This window comes from Streptomyces formicae (assembly GCF_002556545.1).
Classification (GTDB): domain Bacteria; phylum Actinomycetota; class Actinomycetes; order Streptomycetales; family Streptomycetaceae; genus Streptomyces; species Streptomyces formicae_A.
Map to the genome: position 1 here is coordinate 1 of NZ_CP022685.1, position 14,344 is coordinate 14,344.

General features: G+C 70.2%; 11 protein-coding genes. 5 read left to right on the forward strand and 6 right to left on the reverse strand.

Annotated elements, in window-relative coordinates; all coding sequences use genetic code 11:
• Positions 1–207 precede the first annotated feature (207 nt).
• The 4 genes from KY5_RS00005 (at position 208) to abc-f (ending at position 7,902) form a co-directional block, all read left to right on the forward strand.
• Complete coding sequence (locus tag KY5_RS00005) at positions 208–2,628, forward strand: DEAD/DEAH box helicase (RefSeq protein WP_098240184.1); 2,421 nt, start codon at positions 208–210, stop codon at positions 2,626–2,628.
• Positions 2,629–2,685: 57 nt separating this feature from the next.
• Positions 2,686–4,788, forward strand: a complete 2,103-nt coding sequence (tap, locus tag KY5_RS00010) for a telomere-associated protein Tap (protein WP_098240185.1) — start codon at positions 2,686–2,688, stop codon at positions 4,786–4,788.
• 3 nt (positions 4,789–4,791) lie between these two features.
• A complete protein-coding gene (gene tpg / locus KY5_RS00015; protein WP_098240186.1) occupies positions 4,792–5,349 on the forward strand; it encodes a telomere-protecting terminal protein Tpg in 558 nt (185 codons plus the stop codon).
• Between the two features lie 918 nt (positions 5,350–6,267).
• Complete coding sequence (gene abc-f / locus KY5_RS00020; protein WP_098240187.1) at positions 6,268–7,902, forward strand: ribosomal protection-like ABC-F family protein; 1,635 nt, start codon at positions 6,268–6,270, stop codon at positions 7,900–7,902.
• Positions 7,903–7,982: 80 nt separating this feature from the next.
• Here the strand turns inward: abc-f and KY5_RS00025 are convergent, their stop codons facing one another.
• The gene (locus KY5_RS00025) at positions 7,983–9,716 is read right to left on the reverse strand and encodes an ABC-F family ATP-binding cassette domain-containing protein (protein WP_098240188.1); all 1,734 of its coding nucleotides are present in this window, start codon (positions 9,714–9,716) and stop codon (positions 7,983–7,985) included.
• Positions 9,717–9,862: 146 nt separating this feature from the next.
• Here KY5_RS00025 and KY5_RS00030 point away from each other — a divergent pair, with 146 nt between their 5' ends.
• A complete protein-coding gene (locus KY5_RS00030) occupies positions 9,863–10,318 on the forward strand; it encodes a VOC family protein (RefSeq protein WP_098246971.1) in 456 nt (151 codons plus the stop codon).
• Positions 10,319–10,583: 265 nt separating this feature from the next.
• On the opposite strand, the gene KY5_RS00035 is transcribed toward KY5_RS00030, so the two are convergent.
• Genes KY5_RS00035 through KY5_RS42905 form a run of 5 tightly spaced genes read right to left on the reverse strand, consistent with a single transcriptional unit; the run spans position 10,584 to position 14,256 of the window.
• Positions 10,584–11,615, reverse strand: coding sequence for a GDP-mannose 4,6-dehydratase (locus tag KY5_RS00035; protein WP_098240189.1), 1,032 nt, complete (start codon positions 11,613–11,615; stop codon positions 10,584–10,586).
• Entirely contained in the window at positions 11,612–12,322 is a 711-nt protein-coding gene (locus tag KY5_RS00040) for a D-glycero-alpha-D-manno-heptose-1,7-bisphosphate 7-phosphatase (protein ID WP_098240190.1), read from the reverse strand. Before KY5_RS00040 ends, KY5_RS00035 begins: the two co-directional genes overlap by 4 nt.
• Positions 12,315–13,454 carry an NAD-dependent epimerase/dehydratase family protein gene (locus KY5_RS00045; RefSeq protein WP_098240191.1) on the reverse strand — a complete coding sequence of 380 codons (1,140 nt, stop codon included), beginning with the start codon at positions 13,452–13,454 and terminating at the stop codon, positions 12,315–12,317. Before KY5_RS00045 ends, KY5_RS00040 begins: the two co-directional genes overlap by 8 nt.
• A gap of 56 nt (positions 13,455–13,510) precedes the next feature.
• Positions 13,511–14,104 (reverse strand): HAD family hydrolase, encoded by a 594-nt coding sequence (locus KY5_RS00050; RefSeq protein ID WP_098240192.1) that lies wholly within the window; start codon positions 14,102–14,104, stop codon positions 13,511–13,513.
• 17 nt (positions 14,105–14,121) lie between these two features.
• On the reverse strand, positions 14,122–14,256 hold the full coding sequence (locus tag KY5_RS42905; RefSeq protein WP_267894256.1) for a hypothetical protein: 135 nt from the start codon (positions 14,254–14,256) through the stop codon (positions 14,122–14,124).
• Positions 14,257–14,344 lie beyond the last annotated feature (88 nt).

Below are 14,344 nucleotides of genomic sequence, written 5' to 3' on the forward strand. Positions count from 1 at the left end.
ATCAATGCCCTGCCAGCGTACAGGGTAACCGGCTGTTCGTGGGGGAGATTGAGTCATGTGCACACTCGGGTGTGAAGTTTGGTGGGCAGGTGATGCATCACGAGTCACGGCTGTGTAGGATCTGGGACCAGATGCTACACCCATACCGCCGCGCACCTTTGTGCCTGTTATTACGCGCTGTATTCCGCGAAAGGGAGAACACGGGGCATGTCCGTGAAGCTGCGTGATCACCAGATCGAGGCCGTTGCCGCCATTGTGCGGGGTCTCGATGTTCCGCCGGGTGGTATTCCCTGGAATGGTCTTCGTGGGCAGGTGCACGCGGCGTGTGGGACGGGGAAGACCATCATGGCTGCCGCGTCGGCGAGGCGGCTTGTGCCCAGGGGGCGTGTGCTCGTGTTGGTGCCGACGCTGGATCTGCTGGCGCAGACGGTGAGGGCGTGGCACGAGGCCGGTCACAAGGGGCCGGCGGTGGCGGTGTGTTCGCTCCAGGACGATCCAGGGCTGTGGTCGTTGAAGGTGCGCTCCACGACGAACCCGATCCAGTTGGCGCTGTGGCACGGCTCCGGGCCCGTGACTATCTACGCCACCTACGCGTCTCTGGGTGTCCTGGCGGAGGCCTTCGAAGGTGTCTACGGTCAGAAGCTTGACCCAGTAGACCTCGCGGTAGTTGATGAGGCCCACCGGACAAGTGGCTCGATGGGGAAGGCGTGGGCCGACATCCACGACCAGACCGTCATCCCTGCCTACCGACGGCTGTACTTGACGGCCACACCACGGATCTGGGAAGAGCGGCTCAGTCGGGAGGTCGTCGAAGGAGTCCGTGACCCGCTGCCGAGGGAGATGGCAGCTTCCATGGACGACGAGAAGGTCTTCGGGCCTGTCCTGTACAAGCTCTCGCTCGCCTCTGCCGTCTCCCGAGGTTTGCTGGCGCGATACCAGATCATCGTGTTGGAGCTGAAGGACCCTGTCGTCACTCCTGAGCGGCTGATGGGCGAGGAGCGGCGCAGCGAAGAGGTCCGCGGGCAGCGTCTTGGGGCCTTGCAGACTGCGCTGTTGCACACGATGGCGCAGCACGACCTGTCGACGTGCATCACCTTCCACCACCGCACCATCGAGGCGCAGGCGTATGCGGAGGGCCTGGAGCGCGTCGCGGCCAAGCTGCACGCGGATCAGCCCGAGACGTACGCCGCTCGGATCTGGGCGGACTGGCTGTGCGGCGAGCACGTCCCCGAGCACCGGCAGGAGGTCCTGGGTTCGTTCGGGTCGACGGCGCGGCGGGCCGTGCTCTCGAACTGTCGTGTTTTGGGCGAGGGTGTCGACATCCGCGCGGTAGACTCGGTTGCCCTCCTGGACCCGAAGGGGGCACCGCACGACATCGTCCAGGCTATCGGCCGGGCACTCCGCCAGAAGCCCGGACAAGGCAAGCTCGCCTCCCTGATCGTGCCCGTCTTCCTCCAGCCCGGAGAGCAGCCCGAGGACATGTTCACCTCCGGCTCCTACCGGCCCCTGGTGAAAGTCCTGGAAGGACTGCGGGCCCACGATGAAGAGGCGGTGGAACTCCTCGCCATCCCCCAGGAACCGCAGAAGGACGTCGCCCAGCCGTCCGTGAACATCGGTGTCGCACCAGAAGACGGCGAGGAGGAATCCCGCCTGCTGCTCCGTTTTGCCGCTCCGCGTGATCCGGTGATGGTCGCGGACTGGGTTTCGTTCAACGTGATCGATACCGAGCGGCAGGACTGGGCGCGCGGTTGGGCGAAGTTGAAGGCGTACGTCGAGCGGGTCGGGAACGCGAGGGTTCCCTACGGGCACAGGGAGGGTGCGACACCGCTTGGGCAGTGGGTCGCAGAGCAGCGACGGGCGTACGGAGCGGGGCAGATGAGCGGCCAGCGTGCCCGGCGGTTGGAGAAGCTCGGCATGGTGTGGTCGCTGGCCGATGAGCGGTTCCAGGAGAACCTGGCGGCTGCCAAGGCGTACTACGGCCAGCACTGGACACTCTGCGCGCCCCGCTCCGCCAGCATGCTGGACCGGCCGTTGGGGATGTGGCTCGCGAATTTGCGGCGACAGGGTGCGCTGGAGGGCCACCCCGAGTGGGAGATGGCGCTCAGGGAGGTCGACGAGGACTGGAACCCGGCCTGGCCGGCGGAGTGGCAGCGGCACTACGCCGCACTGCGCGAGCTCGTGCGCGACGAAGACGGCCAGGCTGGCGCGGTGAAGGTCCTGCCCGGGGTCACGGTCCACGGCATGGACATCGGGAAGTGGCTGGCCCGGCAGCGGAAACCCGAGGTATGGGCGGCCCTGACGGACGGTCAGCGCGAACGCCTGGAGGCTGTCGGTGTCACCCCGCTCCCCGCAGCCCCCGCCCCGGTGCCGGAGGTGTCCGCCGGGGCGTCCACGGCGCCCGTGAGCGCCTTTGAGAGGGGCGTCGCGGCCCTGACCCAGTACAAGGCCCGGGAAGGCTCTGTGACCGTCCCCAGAGCCCACGTAGAGACGGTCGAGCTCAGCGGTCAGGAGCACCCCGTCAAGCTCGGAGTCTGGATCATGAATCAGAAAGGGCGCCGCGCGAAGCTCACCACCGACAAACTCGCCACGCTCGCTGCCCTTGAGCTGGAATGGGCACAGGAAGGTTAAGGAGTGGGATAAATTTCTGGTTAATCAGTATCAAGTCCCGATGTGAAGGTGCAGGGAATGGCATCTGAGGAAGAGCTGTTCGCGTCCGTCGACGCTCTGTTGAACGAGGAGCCGCATCTCCCGCCTCCGGCGGAGCGTGCCCGGTTGCGTGAGGCCGCCGGCATCACCCAGGCCCGCCTCGCGACCGCGTTGAAGACGACGACCCAGTCGGTGAAGAACTGGGAGAACGGCCGCTCGGAGCCGAAGTCGCCGCGTCTGGATGCCTACCAGCGGCTGCTGAAGGGGTGGGCCGCAAAGCATCCCGCACACGGCGCATCCTCGGCTGCCGCCACGGCACTGTCGGCGATGTCCAGTGAATCGGCCGCGTCCGAGGTGGAGACGGCAGATGCCCCGCAGGCTCCCACCGCTCCAGCCACCGGGCCAGCGCGTCCCGCCACCCGGCCGGCGGCGGCATCGCGCCGCCCGGCTGCGAGGAAAGCAGCTCAGCCCGCAGCCGATCCGCGCTTCCCGCACGGTCCGCTCGCGGTCCTGGACGGCGACGGGTCCGCGTACGGCACGGGCGGCATCGTGCTCGACTGCCCTGCGACCACTGTGGTGGAACTGGTGGAGTGGACGCTGCGCGAGTCCGGTCTCGGCGCGCCGAAGCTCAACCGGTACGGCAAGGACAGCGACCCGCTGATCGTGCTCACCGCGGCCGCCGCGGTGAAGCTGGGGCTGCCCGAGCGCCTGGAGGGCCACGAGCAGCGCCGCTCCCTGCGCCTGCCGGAGGACCACCCAGTGGTCAAGCAGGTGGTGAAGGCGAAGTGGCAGTTGACGCAGCGCGGGTTCGGGCCGTGGGCGCGGATCTACCGCAAGGCGCAGGGCCGCGACCGGCAGTGTGTGCAGCTGGCGATCCTGTCCTGGGACGCCCTCGATGAGCGGTCCTGGCCCGGCGTGAGCGGGATGGAGTCGGCCGACATCGCCCGCGTGCTGGGCGTGTACGCGACCCGGGTCATCACCCCGCGCGGCTCCACCGCCGTCTCCGGCCTCGAGCTGATGACCGCGCTGCGCCCGCCCACCAAGGCCGTGCAGGACCCGCAGACCGGGAACTGGGTGTCCGGCTACAACGCGGGCAGCCTCGGCACCGAGCCGATGGACCCGGCGCCGCCGGAGGCCACCCCGGAACACCCTGTCGTCGTCAACAGCGGCTGGACGGGCGGGTTCCTGAACGAGGAGGCGTACCAGTGGGTGCGATCGGTGGACATGCTCTCCGATGAGGAGTGCACGCTGCCCTTCGCGGTCGGCCTGGACCTCAATACCGCGTTCCTCGCCGCCGCGGCCCGCTTGGTCGTCGGCCTCAGCGCGCCGGACCACTTCCACACCCCGGTGTTCAACCCGAAGATCCCCGGATCCTGGCTGGTCGACCTCTCGCACATCGAGGTGGACCCGCGGCTGCCCAGCCCGTTCACGCCGGACGGCTACCGCCCGACGGGCCCGGCCTGGTATCAGACGCACACTCTCGCCTACGCCCAGGAGCTCGGCTACGACGTGCACCCGATCGAGGCGTACCTGCGCCGCGAGACCGGTGCGTACCTGGACCCGTGGCACGACCGGCTCAAGACCGCCTACGTCGACACCCTCGCCGACCTCGGCGTCACCAAGGACCTGGACGATGCGGCGTTCCTCGCCGCGATGGAGCAGCACAGGCAGGCCGACCCGGCGATGGCCGCCGTCTTGTCCGCGATCAAAGCCACCGTGAAGGGCGGCATCGGCAAGCTCCGCGAGCGCCCCCAGGGACGGCACTACAAGGAGGGCGAGCCGTGGCCCGCTCTCCTGCGGCCGACCTGGCGCCCCGACATCCGCGCCGCCGTCATCAGCAAGGCCCGCGTCAACATGCACCGCAAGCTGCTCAACATGTCCCGGATGACCGGGCTGTTCCCGCTCGCCGTCCTCTCCGACTGCGTCGTCTACCCCAGCCCCGGCGACAGCCCGCTGAACTTCCTGCCGTACGCAGCCTCCGGCAAGCCGCAGCCCGGCGGCTTCCGCCTCGGGCCCACGCCGGGCCTGGCGAAGCTGGAGGGCGTCCAGCCGATGCTGTGGGCGGTCGACCTCATGGAGAAGGGCCTCAACCCGGCCCGCCACATCAAGGGCGGCGACGCCGTCCTGGACGAAGGGGAGTAACAGGTGGGCGAGATCGACGACGCGATCGAGCGGGCCGACCGGGAGTCCTTCACCCGCCAGCCGCCGAAGACATTGAAGGGTCAGATCGGCTACCTGCTCAAGCAGATGGGCAGCGCGAAGGCTGTCGCGCATGAGCTCGGGGTCACCGCCGACTCCGTCAACCGCTACCGCCGCGGCGCCCGCAAACACGCCCGCGCCGATGTCGCCGCGAAGATCGACGACGCGGTCCGGGCCCGCTGGCAGCCGCAGGTCCGCAGGCGCCGGCAGAAGCAGGCCGCCACCGCGACCGGGGTCACGGTCGAGACGAGGGCCCGCTTCGGGTACACCGCACCGGTCGGCACAACCGACGACGGACGCTTCCGGCGCCTGACCGTCCACCTCCCCCCGGCCTATGCGCAACGCCTCTTCGACGCCCGCAACGCCGGTGCGGGCGACCAGGAGATGCGCGGCATCATCGCCGAGGGATTCAAGGAGATCTACTTCCAAGACGGCGGAGGCCGCGCTATGGGACTCTCCGACGTCACCCTCAACGACATCGACTACCTCGACCTCGACTACTGACCCGACACCAGCCGCAGGCTCTGGTTCTGCTTGTGTGACTGAGCGCTTCGGAGGGCGAGGGCTGACACAAGGGCCTGCAATGGGAACGTGGAAGTGCGGGACTCTGCGCTGACACCGGTGCCCGGGCGCGGCACCCTAGGTGCCGCGCGCCGCCCAACATCCGGCGGTTGCACCGATGTTGCGGTTTCCGGCCGGTTCTCCTGCGCGGCAGGTCAGGCATGGCGTTGTGTGGGGTGCGTGATCAGCGATAGCAGCCAGGAGGCCGCATCGTCCGCGGTGCCCGGGTGATGGGGCTCTTTGAATTTCGTCGAAGGTGCTCTTGGTCGCCACTTTGTTGTGCTTTGAAATGAGTGGTGGGGGTGGCGAGCATGAGCGGAGGCAGGAGTGCTCGAGTTGCTCTGCCACGTGAAGGTCGCGGATGGTGTGATGTTGGGATGCGGCCGGAGCGCTGTGTCACCAGGAAGCACATAGATGTGTGGAATGAACGAGCGTTGCCGAGCGAGGCTGTGCCGATTCCGGTTAGGGCTGTTCTGCGCGGTTCGCTTGTGCCGCTCCTGATATGGGCTGGCATCGCCGCGTTCATCGCGATCGTCTACTCCCCGTGGGGGAGACGACGTCCGGATGGTACGGTGCAAATGCCTCTCAACACGCCATCTCTCAGGGAGGATTCAGCATGGCAGGTCAGTAACGGATGACCACCCGGCCGAGGCCCGCCGCGACGCGTCGTTGACGCAGGTCGCCGCGAGGCCCGTTCACCGACTCATCCACGCTGGCCTGGCACGCATCGATTCCGTACGGCCGAATTCGGTTCTTCGCCGTTCTCGGTTCTTCGCCGTATTCGGACCTTCGGTCGCACCCTTCTTCCGGTCTTTCGACTGTCGCTACACCGGGTCAGCGGTGACACCCCACGGGAATCTCATGACTGACGCAACCGTCGTCTGCACCGGTTTGTCCTTCTCCTGGCCCGACGAGACCTCGGTCTTCGACGAGCTCACCTGGTCCCTCGGCGTCGGGCGGCACGGCCTGGTGGCCCCCAACGGCGCGGGGAAAAGCACACTGTTGCGGCTCGTCGCCGGGGAGCTCACCCCGACCTCAGGGTCGGTCGGCGTCCAAGGGCAGCTCGGATATCTGCCGCAGTCCCTGCCCCTGGCCGAGGGCACCGTCGACGAGGCGCTCGGCATCGCGCCGATCCGGGCGGCCCTGCACGCCATCGAGTCCGGCGATGTGGACGAGGCGCACTTCACCGCCGTCGGCGACGACTGGGACATCGAGGAACGGACCGCCGCCGTCCTGGACCGCCTGGATCTGGGCAGCGTCGGCCTCGACCGGCCGCTCGGCTCCCTCAGCGGCGGCCAGGTGCTGTCCATCGGCCTTGCGGCGCAGTTGCTCAAGCGGCCGGACGTGCTGCTTCTCGACGAGCCCACCAACAACCTCGATCTGGCGGCCCGGCGCCGGTTGTACCAGGTGGTCGAGGAGTGGAAGGGCGCTCTTCTGGTCGTCAGCCACGACCGCGCTCTCCTGGAGCGCGTCGACGGCATCGCCGAGCTGCACCCCGGTGAAATCCGCTGGCACGGCGGCAACTTCACCGCGTACACCGAAGCCGTCGAGCGCGAGCAGGAGGCCGTGCAGCGTTCGGTGCGAGGCGCCGAGCAGGAGGTACGACGCCACAAGCGCGAGGCTCAGGCCGCGCAGGAACGCGCCCAGCGCAGGGCGAGCAACGTCAAGCGCACCAAGGGCTCTCTCGGAGTGCCCAAGATCCACGCGGGCACTCTGCAACGGCAGGCCCAGGAATCGGCCGGGAAGGCCTCGGCAGTACATGAGCAGCGGCTTCAGGAGGCCAAGGCGAAGCTGGAGCAGGCCGGTCAGGGGCTGCGCGAGGAGGCGAAGCTCGCGATCGCCCTGCCGCGCACCCGGGTGCCCGCCGGACGCACCGTCCTGGAATGCGAAGGGGCCCAAGTCCGCTACGGTGACATGCCGTTGTTCGCCCGTTCCGGGGTCGACCTGCACGTTCGAGGGCCGGAGCGGATCGCGCTGCTCGGGGCCAACGGCTCCGGGAAGTCGACGCTGATGAAACTGATCGCCGGGCAGCTCGCGCCCGCGTCGGGGACCGTGCGGACGCCGGTCGAACGGGTGGCGTATCTGTCGCAACGCCTCGACCTGCTCGATCTGAACCGGAGCATCCTCGACAATCTACGGGCCTTCGCACCGCAGCTGCGCGACGAGCAGATGCGGCACTGGCTGGCGCAGTTCTCCTTTCGCGGCGCGCGGGTCCACTCGGCGGCCGGGGCGCTGTCCGGCGGCGAGCGGCTTCGGGCGACCCTCGCGTGCGCCCTGGCCACCGACCCCGCGCCGCAACTGCTGCTCCTGGACGAGCCCACGAACAACCTCGACCTCGCCAGCGTCGCCCAGTTGGAGAACGCCCTCGGCGCCTACGAGGGCACCTTCGTCGTCGTCAGCCACGACGAGCCGTTCCTGCGGGCGATCGGTGTGACCCGCTGGCTGCGGCTTGAGCGCGGCGCGGTCACGGAGATTCCCGGGCCGCAGGACGGATGACGACGGGACACGACGACTGGTGGGGGCGGCGGGCCCGCCGCCCCCACCAGAGTGCCGGAGTGTCGAAGTGCTCGCGGAGTTCAGGCGGGGCGGTGCAGCGTGCCGTCGGTCAGCTCCAGCACACGCTCGGCGTAACGTGCACGCAGGGCGCGGTCGTGGGTGACCAGGAGCTTCGGACCGGAGAACTCCTCGATGGCTTCCTGGAGTTGTTCCACCAGGGGCAGGCTGAGGTGGTTGGTCGGCTCGTCGAGGAGCAGGAGGTCGGGGCGGCCCGCGAAGAGTTCGGCGATGCTCAGGCGGCGGCGCTGGCCCGTGGAGAGTCGGTCCACCGGCACCTGGAGGTCGCCGCGCCGGAACAGCCCGAACCGGCCGAGTTCGGCGTACGCCGTCTCGAGGTCGAGGGCCCGGCGCCGGGCGTAGATGTCCAGGAGGCTGCAGTGGCCGTCCTCGTAGACCGTCTCCTGCGGCAGGTACCCCACCCGCACGCCCTCCCCCAAGGTGACGGTGCCGCGATCGGCGGTCAGGACACCGGCGAGGACCCGCAGGAGGGTGGACTTGCCCGCGCCGTTCGGGCCGACGATCACGGTGAAGTCGCCCGGCTTGAGGGCGAGTTCGATGTCACTGAGGACGTCGCCGAGTGCGATGTGGGCGGCGTGCAGCAAAGGCTGATCGGTGGCTGTCGGCGCCGCGGGCCGCTCGGCGGACGGGCCGGGGCTAAAGCGCAGCGGCTCGGGTGGGCGTGGCACGGGGTCGTCGAGGAGGCGTTGCAGGTCGAGGCGGGCCGCCCGCGTCCTGCGGGCCATCGCGGCCTGGACCTTGCCGCCCGTGCGGTCGTAGCCCATCCTCTCGTTGTCGGACGGCAGGCCGCCCCCGTCGTCGGCGGCGGCCGCCCGGTCAACGCGGCGGCGCACCCGGTCGATCTCCTCGCGCCACTGCGCGTACTGGCGTTCCCAGCGGGCCCGCGCGGCGCGCTGCTCCGAGAGGTACTCCAGATAGCCGCCGCCGTGACGGACGGCAACGGCGCGCGGGCCGTCCAGGTCGACGATGTCGGTGACCGCCGCGGCGAGCAGACCGCGGTCATGGGTGGCGACCACGCACGGGCCGCGGTAGCCGCGCAGCCAGTCGGTCAGCCAGTCCGCGGCCCGGTCGTCCAAGTGGTTCGTCGGCTCGTCGAGGAGCAGCGCTGACGGCTGTGCCAAGACGAGTTCGGCGAGCGCAAGACGGGCCCGCTGGCCGCTGGAGAGCCGGGCCACCGGGTGGGTGGGAGCCAGCGAGCCGAGCCCGAAGACGGCGAGGACCTCACCGGTACGTGCCTCGCGCTCCCAGCCGCCGCGATCGGTAAACGCGTCCTGGGCACGCCCGTACTCGGCCAACAGCTCCTGCAGTTCGGACCCTTCGGACTCCGCGGTTCCCTGCGTCCCTTCGGCGTGCGCCATCCGCTCTTCGAGGTCCTCCAGCCGCGCGCCGAGCGCGTCGAGTTCGGCATGCGCCCGGTCCAGTACGTCAGTGATCGTCCAGGCGGCCGGGAAGCCGGGCTCCTGCGGCAAGAAACCGACCCTTCCCGTCACGGCACGCAGCACATGGCCGCGTTCGGGAGCCAGATCGCGGGCCAGGATCCGCAGCAGCGTGGACTTGCCCAGGCCGTTCTCGCCGATCAGGCCGATGCGTTCGTCCGCGGCGACGGTCAGGGAGATGTCCCGCAGCACCGGCCGCTCGCCCAGCGTGTGGGACACGCCGTCGGCCGCCAGATGGGCAGCGCCGCGGCTGCCCGCCAGGACGTCGGCACTGTCGGGAAGGTGAACGGTGTACTCCATGATTCCAGTATCAGGTCGGGGTGAATGGGGTCGCTGGGGCGGGCGTGGATCGGGTACCAGGCGGCCGTGGCTTTCGTGTTCGCAGTGCTGCTGGTTGTTGCCCCTGGCCGCCGGGTGCCGGGGGCCGGGTGCTCGATCATGGGCAGATGACTGCCTTCTATCACGTGTGCTTTGTGGTCCCGGACATCGAGCAAGCGATGCGGGACTTTCAGCGTTCGGCCGGGGTCCAGTGGAGTGCCCCTCTGGCCGACCGGCTCGGCGAGTGGGACTACCGCATCGTCTTCAGCGCGGGCGGACCGCCGTTCATCGAGCTCATCGAGGGGCCTGCGGGCAGTGCCTGGGATGCGTCGGAGGGAGCCAGGTTCGATCACATCGGATTCTGGTCCAGCGACGTCCGCCAAGGCTCCCGACGTCTGGCGGAAGAGGGCATGCCCACGGACTTCTCCGGTTGCCCCTACGGCCGTCCGTTCGCCTATCACCGCATGGACAGCATCGGGGCACGCATCGAACTCGTCGATGTCAGCCGGCAGAGCGAGTTCCTCAGCCGATGGCATCCGGGCGGGGGGCCGATGCCCGCCATAGACGAAAGCTGCGGAGACTGAGCTTGTTCCGCGCGGCCCGGCCTCGCTTGCTCCGCGCGGCCTCGAACAACGCCCCGAACGTGATCCCCTATCGGGAGTTTCCGGGACGCGGGGACGGAGAACGGGTGGGCTGCGGAAGGCGCTGACCGTACTCGTTCGTCGCAGCCCCGGAGACGGGCCGCACCTCGTGGTGTCAGCTGCTCGACGCCGCCCATGACAGCCGAGCCCGGAACGGCGGCGGCCTCCGCATCCGGCGTGCGGGCCCGACCGCCGCCCCTTCCCTGGCTCACCAGTCATGCACGTCCCCCGGCGCCGAGGGATGGCGCAGCTCGCGGAGCCCCCTCTCCAGGTCGGCCTCGACCATCGTCCGCATCAGCTGCTCGAAGCCGACCTCGGGCTCCCAGCCGAGGTCGGTGCGGGCCTTCTTGGGGTTGGCGCACAGCAGGTCCACCTCGGCGGGCCGTACGAGTCGGTCGTCGCTGACGACGTGGGCCTGCCAGTCCAGGTCCACGGCTTCGAAGGCGATGCGTACCGCGTCGCGCACAGAGTGCATGTGCCCGGTACCGATGACGTATTCGCCGGGTTCGTCCTGGGTGAGCATGAGGTGCATGGCGCGTACGTAGTCGCCTGCGAAGCCCCAGTCCCGTACGGCGTCGAGGTTGCCGAGGCGCAGTCCGCTCTGCAGGCCGAGGCTGATCCTGGCCGCCGCCCTGGAGATCTTGCGGGTGACGAACTCCCGTCCGCGCCGCGGGGATTCGTGGTTGAAAAGAATGCCCGCGGCGGTGAACATGCCGAAGGATTCACGGTAGTTGCGGGTGATGAGGTGCCCGTACGTCTTGGCGACCCCGTAGGGGCTGCGTGGCCGCGGCGGGGTGTCCTCGTCCTGCGGCACCTCGCTGACCTTGCCGAACATCTCGGAGGACGAAGCCTGGTAGAAGCGGATGGTGCCGGGCGGTGCGGCGCCGGACTGGCCGAGGCCGCCGACGATGCGGAGGGCCTCCAGCATGCGCAGGACACCCATGCCCGTGACCTCGCCGGTGAGTTCGGCCTGCTGCCACGACATGGGGACGTAGGAGATGGCGGCGAGGTTGTAGACCTCATCGGGCCTGACCCGGTCGACGGCGGCGACCAGGCTGCTCTGGTCGAGCAGGTCGCCCTCGACGAAGCGCAGTTCGGAGGCGATCCGCTCGATGCGGGGGCGGTACGGGTTGGCCTGGCCGCGCAGCAGCCCCCACACCTCGTATCCGCGCTCCAGGAGGTGCTCGGCGAGGTAGGAGCCGTCCTGCCCCGTGATGCCGGTGATCAGTGCGCGCCTCATGGCCTCGCCCCTTCCTTCTTGCGGGCGGCGCCCGGACCCGGATGTCTGCCGTCCGGCCGGGGCAGCGGCGGTCGCCGCCAGTCCGTCGTGGCGAACGCCGCCACCAGCTCCGCCGCCTCCCGGAGCGCGGGCACGCTACCCAGGCAGCCGGGCTGCGCGGCGGGTGGTCCGCCGCGGCCGCTGCGGACGTGCAGCGACCAACAGCCCGCAGCCGTGGCGGCCATCATGTCCGTCTCGTGGTCGCCGACCATCAGCGTCTGGGCCGGGCGCACCCCGAGCCGGTCCAGGGCCCCGGTGAGGAGTCCCGGCCGGGGTTTGCGGCAGGGGCAGCGGGCGGCGGACGGATGCGGGCAGTGCAGGATCACCGGTCGTGGCACGCCGACGGCCGCCAGGTCGGCGGCCATGTGGTCGTGAATGCGGTCGAGTTCATGCGCGGTGAGCAGGCCGTTCCCGATCGCGGCCTGGTTCGTCACCACGGCAAGGCGCAGGCCGAGACCGGTGAGCCGGGCGCAGGCGTCGAGCGCACCTGGCAGCCACCGCCACTGCTCGGCGCGGGTCACATGGTCGGGGCGATTGACGTTGAGGACGCCGTCGCGGTCGAGGAGCACGGCCTGGAGCTGCCCGTCGGGGCGCGCGGTGGGTGCCCGCTGGGCCAGGCACCCCTCGGGAGCCAACCGGGCCGGGCGCCCCGCTCGGTGGTCAGCCATGGTGCTGCCCGAAGAACGCGGAGGATCCGTGGCGGTGTACGGGGCTGTGTCCGCTGGCGCCGCCCGTGGCGGGTTCGGCGGGTTCGGGCGGGGTGGCCGGTTCGGGCGGGTCTTCGGCGATGAGGTCGCGGACCGTGGTGCGGACGGCGGCCGTCGAGGTCAGCCGCGGCTGCCAGCCGAGGTCGAGCAGGGGCTGCGGGCTGACGCGCACGGTGGGGATGTCGCCCTTCCAGCCGTGCTCCCCCGAGCCGAACTCGATCTCGCCGTCCTCGCCCGGGAATTCGGCGACGGTGATACGGGCGATGTCGGCGGCCGAGGTGGAGTCGGTGTTGCACACGTCGTACGTCTCGAACGCCGCCCCGGTGTCGGAGGTGGCCTGCTCCGCCGCCCGCCCCGGTGCCGCCAGTGTCATCAACGCGGCCGCGCAGTCGGCGGCATGGAGGTAGCTGCGGGTCTGGCTGCCGTCGCCGAGCACCGTGAGCTTGCCCGGATCCTGGCGGAGCTTGCCGACGAAGTCATGGATGATGCCGCGGCGCATGCCCCCGCCGACGATGTTGGAGAGCCGCGCGGACACGGCGCGGAATCCCGTCTCGTGGGCGGCGGCGCACAGGAACGCCTCGGCCGCCGCCTTGCCCGCGCCGAACCGGGTCGTGGGCCGCGTCGGCCGATCGGCCGACGACACCTCGCGTGTGGCCTGATCACCGTAGACGAGTTGGCTGGAGGTCATCACCAGGCAGCGCGGGGGGTGTTCGGCGAGGGCTTCGAGGAGGGCGACGGTGCCCGCCACCGTGGTGTCCAGGTCGGCGCGGCCCGAGTGGGCCCACGAGCGGTTCTCGGTGTTGGCGCCCAGGTGGAAGACCCAACGGGCGCCGCTGGTGAGCTGCCGCAGCGTCCGGGTGTCGCGCAGGTCGGCCTCGTGGTAGTGCAGTTCGGGGTGAGGGGTGGCACCGCGCAGGCGGTGCGCGGCCGACCACGGGACGATGTCCACGGCCGTCACCCGGCAGCCCGCGGACAGGAGCCTGGTCACCAGGTGTGAGCCGATGAATCCGGCGGCTCCGGTGACGACGGCGCGCGGGGTGTCGCCGGACGTGTCGCCAGGTGTGTCTCCGGGAGTGTCTCCTGGTACATCCATGTCTGTTCCAGACCTTTCGTCGCGGGTGGTCCCCGCCAGTTCGCCTACAGAGTGAACTAGTGGGTGAGGTCGAGGAGTTGGGACAGCTTGCGGATACGGACGTAGCGCGCGGCGTCGTCCGGGTAGATGCCGAGGGGGTCGTAGAGGACCGTGAAGGGGAGCTCGCGCGGGGCGCCGTCGAGGGTGTCGCCGACATAGCGGCACTGCTCCAGGGGGCGGCCCAGGGCGACGGCCGCCATCCGGAAGATCCTCGGGTCGGGTTTGGCGATGCCGACGGCGGACGAGTCGAGGACGCCGTCGAGGAGGTCGAGCAGCCCGGCCTGGGCCAGTTCGGCGTGCGCGCGGCCGTCGGCGTTGCTGACGACGTAGCGCTGCACCTGCGTGGGCAGGGCGTCCAGGAACGGGACGGCCTCGGGGTTGACGATGCTCCACAGCACCGTGTCGTCCACTTCCCGGTGGACCGTCCGCCACAGCAGGTCGGCGGCGTCGGGCGAACAGCCTGCGTGCGCGGACCAGCGGTGCGCGAAGGGGCGCGGCCCGGTGCCGGGCTCGCTCTCCAGATCGTGGTCGCGGGCCGCCAGGGCCACGGCGCGGCGTGCGGTGACGGGGTCGACACGCAGTCCGAGCCGTCTGCCGTAGTGGGCGAGCACCTCGCCGTCGAGCAGGATCAGGACGCCTCCGGAGTCCAGGAGCAGGGCCGGGTGCTGCGCGCCTGTGCGCGCGGCGGGGGGCGTCGGGGCGGGCTCGGGCCGGGGGTGGTGGCGCGGGGCTGTGCGGGGCTGCGGGACTGTGCGGTGCTCATGGTGGCTCCTTCCCGCCGGGCCCGGGCGGCTCGGCGGCGGAGGGCCGGGCGCGACCGCCGGTACGGCTCACGGCGGTCGCGTGCGGCA

Excerpts from the sequence above, each read along its gene's own strand:
- KY5_RS00005 (WP_098240184.1), top strand. The coding sequence starts at position 208 with ATGTCCGTGAAGCTGCGTGATCACCAGATCGAGGCCGTTGCCGCCATT.
- tap (WP_098240185.1), top strand. The coding sequence starts at position 2,686 with ATGGCATCTGAGGAAGAGCTGTTCGCGTCCGTCGACGCTCTGTTGAAC.
- abc-f (WP_098240187.1), top strand. The coding sequence starts at position 6,268 with ATGACTGACGCAACCGTCGTCTGCACCGGTTTGTCCTTCTCCTGGCCC.
- KY5_RS00025 (WP_098240188.1), bottom strand. The coding sequence starts at position 9,716 with ATGGAGTACACCGTTCACCTTCCCGACAGTGCCGACGTCCTGGCGGGC.
- KY5_RS00030 (WP_098246971.1), top strand. The coding sequence starts at position 9,863 with ATGACTGCCTTCTATCACGTGTGCTTTGTGGTCCCGGACATCGAGCAA.
- KY5_RS00035 (WP_098240189.1), bottom strand. The coding sequence starts at position 11,615 with ATGAGGCGCGCACTGATCACCGGCATCACGGGGCAGGACGGCTCCTAC.
- KY5_RS00040 (WP_098240190.1), bottom strand. The coding sequence starts at position 12,322 with ATGGCTGACCACCGAGCGGGGCGCCCGGCCCGGTTGGCTCCCGAGGGG.
- KY5_RS00045 (WP_098240191.1), bottom strand. The coding sequence starts at position 13,454 with ATGGATGTACCAGGAGACACTCCCGGAGACACACCTGGCGACACGTCC.
- KY5_RS42905 (WP_267894256.1), bottom strand. The coding sequence starts at position 14,256 with ATGAGCACCGCACAGTCCCGCAGCCCCGCACAGCCCCGCGCCACCACC.